The 9395-nt window shown below is 60.7% G+C and carries 12 protein-coding genes; 10 read left to right on the top strand and 2 right to left on the bottom strand.

The window, feature by feature from the left end; all coding sequences use genetic code 11:
• Nucleotides 1-56 precede the first annotated feature (56 nt).
• Nucleotides 57-491: a TM2 domain-containing protein gene (locus DCO47_RS23085; protein WP_039757549.1), complete on the bottom strand. Its 435-nt coding sequence runs from the start codon at nt 489-491 to the stop codon at nt 57-59.
• 248 nt (nt 492-739) lie between these two features.
• On the opposite strand from DCO47_RS23085, the gene DCO47_RS23080 reads away from it, so the two are divergent.
• A complete protein-coding gene (locus tag DCO47_RS23080; protein WP_042606566.1) occupies nt 740-1357 on the top strand; it encodes a C40 family peptidase in 618 nt (205 codons plus the stop codon).
• Nucleotides 1358-1459: 102 nt separating this feature from the next.
• On the opposite strand, the gene DCO47_RS23075 is transcribed toward DCO47_RS23080, so the two are convergent.
• Nucleotides 1460-2494, bottom strand: coding sequence for a type IV pilus twitching motility protein PilT (locus tag DCO47_RS23075; RefSeq protein ID WP_016772732.1), 1035 nt, complete (start codon nt 2492-2494; stop codon nt 1460-1462).
• Between the two features lie 56 nt (nt 2495-2550).
• Between DCO47_RS23075 and DCO47_RS23070 the strand changes: the two genes are divergently transcribed.
• From DCO47_RS23070 to DCO47_RS23030, 9 genes are all read left to right on the top strand, one after another.
• The gene (locus DCO47_RS23070) at nt 2551-3237 is read left to right on the top strand and encodes a YggS family pyridoxal phosphate-dependent enzyme (RefSeq protein WP_116658994.1); all 687 of its coding nucleotides are present in this window, start codon (nt 2551-2553) and stop codon (nt 3235-3237) included.
• A 23-nt stretch (nt 3238-3260) separates the two neighbouring features.
• The gene (gene proC / locus DCO47_RS23065; protein ID WP_116658993.1) at nt 3261-4079 is read left to right on the top strand and encodes a pyrroline-5-carboxylate reductase; all 819 of its coding nucleotides are present in this window, start codon (nt 3261-3263) and stop codon (nt 4077-4079) included.
• A gap of 11 nt (nt 4080-4090) precedes the next feature.
• Nucleotides 4091-4681, top strand: a complete 591-nt coding sequence (locus DCO47_RS23060) for a YggT family protein (protein ID WP_064364751.1) — start codon at nt 4091-4093, stop codon at nt 4679-4681.
• 253 nt (nt 4682-4934) lie between these two features.
• Nucleotides 4935-6074, top strand: a complete 1140-nt coding sequence (locus DCO47_RS23055; protein ID WP_065615072.1) for a homoserine O-acetyltransferase — start codon at nt 4935-4937, stop codon at nt 6072-6074.
• 7 nt (nt 6075-6081) lie between these two features.
• Nucleotides 6082-6702 (top strand): methionine biosynthesis protein MetW, encoded by a 621-nt coding sequence (gene metW / locus DCO47_RS23050; RefSeq protein ID WP_024014659.1) that lies wholly within the window; start codon nt 6082-6084, stop codon nt 6700-6702.
• 26 nt (nt 6703-6728) lie between these two features.
• Nucleotides 6729-7163, top strand: a complete 435-nt coding sequence (locus tag DCO47_RS23045) for a DUF4426 domain-containing protein (protein ID WP_116658992.1) — start codon at nt 6729-6731, stop codon at nt 7161-7163.
• Entirely contained in the window at nt 7160-7756 is a 597-nt protein-coding gene (rdgB, locus tag DCO47_RS23040; RefSeq protein ID WP_116658991.1) for an RdgB/HAM1 family non-canonical purine NTP pyrophosphatase, read from the top strand. The genes DCO47_RS23045 and rdgB overlap by 4 nt, the downstream gene beginning before the upstream one ends.
• The gene (hemW, locus tag DCO47_RS23035) at nt 7753-8958 is read left to right on the top strand and encodes a radical SAM family heme chaperone HemW (RefSeq protein WP_116658990.1); all 1206 of its coding nucleotides are present in this window, start codon (nt 7753-7755) and stop codon (nt 8956-8958) included. Before rdgB ends, hemW begins: the two co-directional genes overlap by 4 nt.
• Nucleotides 8959-8980: 22 nt before the next feature.
• Nucleotides 8981-9304: a DUF3392 domain-containing protein gene (locus tag DCO47_RS23030; RefSeq protein WP_008083808.1), complete on the top strand. Its 324-nt coding sequence runs from the start codon at nt 8981-8983 to the stop codon at nt 9302-9304.
• Nucleotides 9305-9395: the final 91 nt, after the last annotated feature.

Below are 9395 nucleotides of genomic sequence, written 5' to 3'. Positions count from 1 at the left end.
CTCGCTCCCACAGGTTTTGCGGTGATTCCTGTGGGAGCGAGCCTGCTCGCGAAAGCTTACTGGAAGGCGCCGCGATTCTGCGCGTTACGCACCGACACCTGATCGTTCAGCGTCCAGAAGTCATACAGCACACCAATAAAGAACAACCCGCCGGTCAGCAGATACAGCAAGCCGCTGATCCATTTGCCCTGATACATGCGGTGTACGCCGAACACACCGAGGAAGGTCAGCAGGATCCACGCGACGTTGTACTCGATCGGCCCGGCGGCAAAACGCAGGTCGGCCTCGCGATCCATCGCCGGGATCAGAAACACGTCGATGAGCCAGCCAATCCCCAGCAAACCGAAGGTGAAGAACCAGATCGTCCCGGTCACCGGCTTGCCGTAATAAAAGCGGTGCGCACCCGTGAATCCGAAAATCCACAGCAGGTAGCCGATGACTTTGCTGTGAGTGTCTTTTTCTTTCACGCGGGGTAGCTGATAGCTGTTCATTAAGACCTCATTGCACTCGATAGATAAATATTCTTCATTTCTTTGTGACTTTTTTACAGGTGGCCGACGTATGGCAAATGTTACCGTTGCTAGCGCGAAACCCTTGTAGAACCTGACTTCTGTCGGACAATTGCGTACTTTTTAAGCGTTTTTGGTTCCCTGGCCGGCGGAATGAATCGATGAACGGCCTCGGAACGGCAAAAAAAGCTGTTATAAAGTTGCGCGCTATCACTTACGAGCCACGCCTAATGCGACCATTTTTCAAGACATGGCTGACTATTTGCCTATTAATGCCACTGGCCGCCCACGCCACCAATCGTGAGCAACGTCTTCCAAACGTTAACGGCTTTACCCCTAAATCCCATGCTTCGGCTCCAGCGAGCAAAAGCAGCAAGAGCAAAACCACCACGCTGAGCAGCAAGAGCCGCAGCAAACTGGTGCCACCGATGGCGAGCAAGGAAAGCAGCAATGTGCTGAGCCGTGCGGTGAACGTCCTCGGTACACCTTATCGTTGGGGCGGCAGCAGCCCAAGTAAAGGCTTCGATTGCAGCGGCTTGGTGAAATACGCGTTCAACGACGCTACGTTCGACCTGCCACGCACCTCCAACGCCATGGCCAGCGGTCACGGCGAGAAAGTCGAGCGCAAGGATCTGAAACCCGGCGACCTGATTTTCTTCAACATCAAGAGCCGTCGGGTCAACCATGTTGCCATCTACCTGGGCAACGACCGCTTCATCCACGCCCCGCGCCGTGGCAAAGCGGTGAGCATCGACACGCTGAACAAGCCGTACTGGGAAAAGCACTACGTCGTGGCCAAGCGCGTGTTGCCCAAAGAGCAACAGCAACTGCGTGTAGTCCAGCGCTAAAGATCGAAAGATCGAAAGATCGCAGCCTTCGGCAGCGCCTACATTGGGATCAGCGTTTCCCTGTAGGAGCTGCCGAAGGCTGCGATCTTTTGCTTTTGGCTACTAGAAATTATCCGGTGTACGCGCTTTCTCGCGGGCATGCTCGCGGCTGATCAGGCCTTTGGTTACCAGATCTTTCAGGCACATATCGAGTGTCTGCATCCCCAACGACCCACCGGTCTGAATCGCTGAATACATCTGCGCCACCTTGTCCTCGCGGATCAGGTTACGAATCGCCGATGTCCCGAGCATGATTTCATGCGCCGCCACCCGCCCGCCGCCGATCTTCTTGATCAACGTCTGCGACACCACCGCCAGCAACGACTCCGACAGCATCGAACGCACCATCGACTTCTCGTCGCCGGGAAACACGTCGACCACGCGGTCGATGGTCTTCGCCGCCGACGTCGTGTGCAGTGTGCCGAACACCAGATGCCCGGTCTCAGCGGCGGTCAGCGCCAGGCGAATGGTTTCCAGATCACGCATCTCACCCACCAGAATCACGTCCGGATCTTCACGCAGGGCCGAACGCAGCGCTGTGGCGAAGCTGCGGGTATCGCGATGGACTTCGCGCTGATTGATCAGGCATTTGCGCGATTCGTGGACAAACTCGATGGGGTCCTCAATGGTGAGAATGTGGTGATGGCGATGGGTGTTGAGGTAATCGATCATTGCCGCCAGCGTGGTGGATTTGCCTGAACCGGTCGGCCCGGTGACGAGCACCAGCCCGCGCGGCGCATCGGTGATCTTGCGGAAAACATCGCCCATGGCGAGGTCTTCCATGCTCAGCACTTTCGAGGGAATGGTGCGGAACACTGCGCCGGCGCCTCGGTTCTGGTTGAACGCGTTGACCCGAAACCGCGCCACGCCGGGCACATCAAAGGAAAAATCCGTTTCCAGATTTTTCTCGAATTCGATGCGCTGGGTGTCGTTCATGATGTCGTAGATCAGATCGTGTACTTGCTTGTGATCCAGCGCCGGCAGATTGATCCGCCGCACATCGCCATCGACGCGGATCATCGGCGGCAGGCCCGCCGACAGGTGCAGGTCGGATGCGCCCTGTTTGGCGCTGAAGGCCAGCAGTTCAGTGATATCCATAGCGTCCCTCAATTCCAGTAGAATGCCGCGAACCTACAGACCGCCGGCGCCTCTTGATGTCCACGATAGCAGACAACATCCTTCAGGTTGGTTCGCGCATCCAGGCAGCAGCCAAAGCTGCACACCGCGACGAAAACAGCATCCATTTGCTCGCCGTGAGCAAGACCAAACCCACCCAGGCCCTGCGCGAAGCCTATGCCGCCGGCTTGCGCGACTTCGGCGAGAACTACCTGCAGGAAGCCTTGGGCAAACAGCTGGAGCTGGCCGATCTGCCCTTGATCTGGCACTTCATCGGCCCCATTCAATCGAACAAGACTCGTGCGATTGCCGAGCATTTCGACTGGGTGCACTCCGTGGATCGTCTGAAAATCGCCCAACGCCTGTCCGAACAACGCCCCGCCGAGCTGCCTCCACTGAACATCTGCATTCAGGTCAATGTCAGCGGCGAGGCGAGTAAATCCGGTTGCACCCCGGCCGATCTGCCGGCGCTGGCCGAGGCCATCAGCGCCCTGCCCCGGCTGAAACTGCGCGGGCTGATGGCGATTCCCGAGCCGACCGAGGCGCGCGCCGAACAGGACGCTGCTTTCGCCGCCGTGCAGACCTTGCAGGCGAGCCTCGAGCTGCCGCTCGACACCTTGTCCATGGGCATGAGCCACGACCTCGAGTCGGCCATCGCCCAGGGCGCCACCTGGGTGCGGATCGGTACCGCGCTGTTTGGCGCCAGAGATTATTCCCAGTCTTGAACGTTTCCAGATAAGGACCACACATGAGCAACACACGTATTGCGTTTATCGGTGCGGGCAACATGGCGGCCAGTCTGATTGGCGGCTTGCGCGCCAAGGGTCTGGAAGCGGCGCAGATCCGCGCCAGCGATCCGGGCGACGACACGCGCGCCAGGGTCAGCGCCGAGCACGGCATCGAAACCTTCGCCGACAACGCCCAGGCTATCGAAGGCGTCGATGTCGTCGTGCTGGCGGTCAAGCCACAGGCGATGAAAGCTGTGTGCGAGGCGATTCGCCCCAGCCTGAAGCCGAATCAACTGGTGGTGTCGATCGCCGCCGGGATCACCTGCGCGAGCATGACCGCGTGGCTCGGCGAACAGCCGATCGTGCGCTGCATGCCGAACACCCCGGCGCTGCTGCGTCAGGGTGTCAGCGGTTTGTACGCGACCAGCGAAGTGACCGCCGAGCAGCGTCAGCAAGCCGAAGAGCTGCTGTCCGCCGTCGGCATCGCCCTGTGGCTGGACGAAGAACAGCAACTGGACGCCGTGACTGCCGTGTCCGGCTCCGGCCCGGCGTACTTTTTCCTGTTGATCGAAGCGATGACCGCCGCTGGCGTCAAACTCGGCTTGCCAAAGGAAATCGCTGAACAACTGACCGTGCAGACCGCTCTGGGCGCCGCGCACATGGCGGTGTCCAGCGACGTCGACGCCGCCGAACTGCGTCGCCGTGTGACCTCGCCAAACGGCACCACGGAAGCAGCGATCAAATCATTCCAGGCTGGCGGCTTCGAAGCGCTGGTTGAAACCGCACTCGGCGCCGCCGCGCACCGCTCGGCCGACATGGCCGAACAACTGGGCAAATAAAGGAGCCTTACATGATCGGATTGAACACCGCAGCGGTTTACGTGCTGCAAACCCTCGGCAGCCTGTACCTGCTGATCGTGCTGCTGCGCTTCGTCCTGCAACTGGTGCGGGCGAACTTCTACAACCCGCTGTGCCAGTTCGTGGTCAAGGCCACCCAGCCGCTGCTCAAGCCTTTGCGCCGGATCATCCCGAGCCTGTTCGGCCTCGACATGTCGTCGCTGGTACTGGCGATTCTGGTGCAGCTACTGCTGATGGCACTCACCCTGCTGTTGACCTACGGCACCACCGGCAACCCGCTGCAACTGTTTATCTGGTCGCTGATCGGCGTTACCGCGCTGTTTCTGAAGATCTTCTTCTTCGCCCTGATCATCAGCGTGATTCTCTCGTGGGTCGCACCGGGCAGCCACAATCCGGGCGCCGAACTGGTCAACCAGATCTGTGAACCGGCGCTGGCACCGTTCCGCCGCTTCCTGCCGAACCTCGGCGGCCTGGATCTGTCGCCGATCTTCGCCTTCCTTGCGCTGAAATTGATCGACATGCTGGTGATCAACAATCTGGCGGCGATGACGATGATGCCGGAGATTTTGCGTTTGCTGATGTGAGGTGAGAGGGAGCGGGCGCTCGACTTGATATGGGGTCGCCTGCTCCCCTCACCCCAGCCCTCTCCCGAGGGAGAGGGAGCCGATCGGGTTGTTTTCAAGGCCTGAGTTCGACTCGATACCTCAGGTCAGCATCACTCTGAAGATCGCCGCGGTCAGTCCCCTCTCCCTCCGGGAGAGGGCTAGGGTGAGGGCCGCTTGCCGCTACCCCCCACGGTCTTTAGACTTACGCCTCATTTCAACGAGAGCAGGGTCGATGCCAACTGCCTTTCCCGCCGATTCTGTTGGTCTGGTGACACCACAAACCGCGCACTTCAGCGAACCGCTGGCGCTGGCTTGTGGGCGTTCGCTGGCCGCCTATGATCTGATCTACGAAACCTACGGCACGCTGAACGCCCAGGCGAGCAACGCCGTGCTGATCTGCCACGCCTTGTCCGGCCACCACCACGCGGCCGGCTATCACAGCGTCGACGACCGCAAACCCGGTTGGTGGGACAGCTGCATCGGCCCCGGCAAGCCGATCGACACCAACAAGTTCTTCGTGGTCAGCCTGAACAACCTCGGCGGCTGCAACGGCTCCACCGGCCCGAGCAGCGTCAACCCGGAGACCGGCAAGCCGTTCGGTGCCGACTTCCCGGTGCTCACCGTCGAAGACTGGGTGCACAGCCAGGCGCGCCTCGCTGACTTGCTCGGCATCGGCCAGTGGGCGGCGGTGATCGGCGGCAGCCTCGGCGGCATGCAGGCGCTGCAATGGACCATCACCTACCCGGATCGCGTGCGTCACTGCCTGGCCATCGCCTCGGCGCCCAAACTGTCGGCGCAGAACATCGCGTTCAACGAAGTGGCACGTCAGGCAATTCTCACCGACCCTGAGTTCCACGGCGGTTCGTTCCAGGAAGCGGGCGTGATCCCCAAGCGCGGCCTGATGCTGGCGCGCATGGTCGGCCACATCACTTACCTGTCCGACGACTCCATGGGCGAGAAATTCGGCCGCGGCCTGAAGAGCGAAAAACTCAACTACGACTTCCACAGTGTCGAGTTCCAGGTTGAAAGTTACCTGCGTTATCAGGGCGAAGAGTTCTCCGGGCGCTTCGATGCCAACACCTATCTGTTGATGACCAAGGCTCTGGACTACTTCGATCCGGCGGCGAACTTCGACGATAACCTGGCAAAAACCTTCGAAAACGCCACGGCCAAGTTCTGCGTGATGTCATTCACCACCGACTGGCGCTTCTCCCCGGCGCGCTCGCGGGAACTGGTGGATGCGCTGATGGCCGCGCGCAAGGACGTCAGCTATCTGGAAATCGACGCACCGCAGGGCCACGACGCCTTTCTGATTCCGATCCCGCGTTACTTGCAGGCGTTCGGCAATTACATGAACCGCATTTCGTTGTGAGAAAGCCATGAGAGCTGATCTGGAAATCATCCAGGAATGGATCCCCGCCGGCAGCCGCGTCCTCGACCTCGGTTGCGGTGACGGCGAACTGCTGACCTGGCTGCGCGACAACAAGAACGTCACCGGTTATGGCCTGGAAAACGACGCCGACAATATTGCCGAGTGCGTGGCCAAGGGCATCAACGTCATCGAGCAGGATCTGGACAAGGGCCTGGGCAACTTCGCCAGCAACAGTTTCGACATCGTCGTCATGACCCAGGCCCTGCAAGCGGTGCATTACCCGGACAAGATCCTCGACGAAATGCTCCGGGTCGGCCGCCAGTGCATCATCACCTTCCCGAATTTCGGCCACTGGCGCTGCCGCTGGTACCTGGCGAGCAAGGGCCGCATGCCGGTCTCCGAGTTCCTGCCCTACACCTGGTACAACACGCCGAACATCCACTTCTGCACCTTCGAGGATTTCGAAGAGCTGTGCCGCGAACGTGATGCCAAGGTCATTGATCGGCTTGCCGTGGATCAACAGCACCGTCACGGGTGGGCCAGTAAGCTATGGCCTAATCTGTTAGGTGAAATCGGTATCTACCGCGTCAGCAGCCCGCAGTTGGCGGACCACCGAGTCGCGGTCTGAGCCAGGCCATTTCGAGGAGCACGAACATGAGTCGTCCAGCGTTGCTGTTACTCACCGCCTGCCTGAGCGCTGGCGCCATGGCGGCAGACGTCATCAAAGGTGAACGCAAGGAAACCTTCGGCGATGTCACGGTGCACTACAACACTTTCAACTCGACGTTTCTGACGCCGGACATCGCCAAGGCCGCCGAGCTGATCCGCAGCAAGAACCAGGGCGTGATCAACGTCTCGGTGATCAAGGACGGCAAACCGCTGATCGCCAGCGTCACCGGCACGGTCAAGGACCTGACCAGCAACAGCGTGGCGCTGAAATTCCGCCAGGTCACCGAACAGGGCGCGATCTACTACATCGCCCAGTACCCGGTACCGCAGCAGGAAACCCGCACCTTTGAAATCAAGGTGCAGAACGGCGACAAGATCAACACCATCAACTTCAACCAAGAACTTTTTCCCGGCGAATGATGAACATCAAGCAGCTCGTACTGGCCAGCCATAACGCCGGCAAACTCAGAGAACTCCAGGCCATGCTCGGCGACTCGGTGCAACTGCGCTCGATTGGCGAATGGAGCAAGGTCGAGCCGGAAGAAACCGGCCTGTCGTTCGTCGAGAACGCGATCCTCAAGGCGCGCAACGCCGCGCGCATTTCCGGGCTGCCGGCACTGGCCGACGATTCCGGGCTGGCGGTGGATTTCCTCGGCGGTGCGCCGGGCATCTACTCGGCGCGTTATGCCGACGGCCAGGGCGATGCCGCGAACAACGCCAAACTGCTCGACGCGCTGAAAGATGTGCCGGAAGCCGAGCGCGGCGCACAGTTCGTCTGCGTCTTAGCACTGGTGCGCCACGCCGATGATCCGCTGCCGATTCTCTGCGAAGGTCTGTGGCACGGCCGCATCCTCACCGCAGCCAGCGGCGAACACGGCTTCGGTTACGACCCGCTGTTCTGGGTGCCGGAGCGCGACTGCTCCAGCGCCGAGCTGAGCCCGGCCGACAAGAACCAGATCAGCCACCGCGCCCGTGCAATGGATCTGCTGCGCCAGCGTCTGGGCTTGAAATGACCACTGATTCTTCCGCGTCGTCGCTGATCATCGGCGGCGCCGCTTCCTCGCCTCGGGCGCCGCTGCCAACTCTGCCGCCCCTGGCGCTGTACATCCACATCCCGTGGTGTGTGCGCAAATGCCCGTATTGCGATTTCAACTCGCATACCGCCAGCCCGGTGCTGCCGGAGCAGGAGTACGTCGACGCGCTGCTGGCCGATCTCGATCAGGATCTGCATGCGGTGTATGGCCGTGAGCTGACCTCGATTTTCTTCGGTGGTGGGACACCGAGCCTGTTCAGCGCCGACGCCCTAGGGCGTTTGTTGCAGGGCGTCGAGCAGCGCATCCCGTTCGCCGCCGACATTGAAATCACCCTGGAGGCCAATCCGGGCACCTTCGAACAAGAGAAGTTTGTCGCCTATCGCAAGCTGGGGATCAATCGGCTGTCGATCGGCATCCAGAGCTTTCAGCAGGAAAAACTTGAGGCCCTCGGCCGTATCCACAACGGTGACGAAGCCGTGCGTGCGGCGGGCATGGCGCGACAGGCCGGGTTCGATAATTTCAACCTCGACTTGATGCACGGTTTGCCCGATCAGTCGCTGGACGATGCCTTGAGCGACCTGCGTCAGGCCATCGCGCTGAAGCCGACGCACATTTCCTGGTATCAGCTGACGCTTGAACCCAACACGGTGTTCTGGAATCAGCCGCCGGTGCTGCCGGAAGACGACACGCTGTGGGACATTCAGGAAGCTGGCCAGGCGCTGCTGGCCGAGCACGGTTACGCGCAATACGAAGTGTCGGCATATGCCCAGCCCGATCGCCCGGCGCGGCACAACCTCAATTACTGGAGCTTCGGCGACTTCATCGGCATCGGCGCCGGCGCCCATGGCAAATTGAGTCACCCGGACGGACGCATCGTACGCACATGGAAAACCCGCCTGCCGAAGGATTATCTGAACCCGGCGAAAAACTTTCAGGCTGGCGAGAAACCGCTGAGCAATGACGAGATGCCGTTCGAGTTCCTGATCAACGCCCTGCGCCTGACTGCCGGGGTCGAATCGCGCCTGTATCCGGAACGCACCGGACTGTCGCTCGACAGCCTCGCCGAAGGCCGCCGCGAAGCCGAACAAAGCGGCCTGTTGCAGGTCGAACCGTCACGCCTGGCGGCCACCGAACGCGGCCAGCTGTTCCTCAACGACTTGCTGCAACAATTTCTGAACTGACTTCAGCTCAAAGGGAAAACGCATGGATTTGATACTCGACCTGCTGGCCACCGTCTCCCGCTGGAGCCGCAGCAATCTCTCGGAAATCGCTTTGGCGCTGGTCGGTTGCCTGCTGGTGCTGTTCGGCGCCGACTTCAAAGGCTGGGTCGAGCAACGCCTGGGCAGCATCGCCGGTGCCCTGCGCGTGCCCCTGATGGCCCTGCTCTGCCTGATCGGCAGCGGCGCCGCGCTGATCTACGCGACGCCGTGGGTGATCAAGGGCCTGAGCCAGTTCAACAACTACAGCCTGGCGCCGGTGCTTCTGGTTGTGCTGGTGCTGATCGGCGTGGTCGCTGACCGCCGCTGATCTTTCAGCACACCCAAAACAACTGTAGGAGTGAGCCTGCTCGCGATTGCGGTCTGACAGTCACCGAAGAGGTTGAATGTCAGACCGCAAT

Source organism: Pseudomonas sp. NDM, from assembly GCF_003105095.1.
GTDB classification, from domain to species: domain Bacteria; phylum Pseudomonadota; class Gammaproteobacteria; order Pseudomonadales; family Pseudomonadaceae; genus Aquipseudomonas; species Aquipseudomonas moraviensis_A.
The sequence above is the reverse complement of the archived record's forward strand: the minus strand, read 5'-3'. Positions and strand labels throughout refer to the sequence as shown.

Excerpts from the sequence above, each read along its gene's own strand:
- DCO47_RS23070 (WP_116658994.1), top strand. The coding sequence starts at position 2,551 with ATGTCCACGATAGCAGACAACATCCTTCAGGTTGGTTCGCGCATCCAG.
- DCO47_RS23055 (WP_065615072.1), top strand. The coding sequence starts at position 4,935 with ATGCCAACTGCCTTTCCCGCCGATTCTGTTGGTCTGGTGACACCACAA.
- DCO47_RS23085 (WP_039757549.1), bottom strand. The coding sequence starts at position 491 with ATGAACAGCTATCAGCTACCCCGCGTGAAAGAAAAAGACACTCACAGC.
- rdgB (WP_116658991.1), top strand. The coding sequence starts at position 7,160 with ATGATGAACATCAAGCAGCTCGTACTGGCCAGCCATAACGCCGGCAAA.
- metW (WP_024014659.1), top strand. The coding sequence starts at position 6,082 with ATGAGAGCTGATCTGGAAATCATCCAGGAATGGATCCCCGCCGGCAGC.
- DCO47_RS23045 (WP_116658992.1), top strand. The coding sequence starts at position 6,729 with ATGAGTCGTCCAGCGTTGCTGTTACTCACCGCCTGCCTGAGCGCTGGC.
- hemW (WP_116658990.1), top strand. The coding sequence starts at position 7,753 with ATGACCACTGATTCTTCCGCGTCGTCGCTGATCATCGGCGGCGCCGCT.
- DCO47_RS23080 (WP_042606566.1), top strand. The coding sequence starts at position 740 with ATGCGACCATTTTTCAAGACATGGCTGACTATTTGCCTATTAATGCCA.
- DCO47_RS23030 (WP_008083808.1), top strand. The coding sequence starts at position 8,981 with ATGGATTTGATACTCGACCTGCTGGCCACCGTCTCCCGCTGGAGCCGC.
- DCO47_RS23075 (WP_016772732.1), bottom strand. The coding sequence starts at position 2,494 with ATGGATATCACTGAACTGCTGGCCTTCAGCGCCAAACAGGGCGCATCC.
- proC (WP_116658993.1), top strand. The coding sequence starts at position 3,261 with ATGAGCAACACACGTATTGCGTTTATCGGTGCGGGCAACATGGCGGCC.
- DCO47_RS23060 (WP_064364751.1), top strand. The coding sequence starts at position 4,091 with ATGATCGGATTGAACACCGCAGCGGTTTACGTGCTGCAAACCCTCGGC.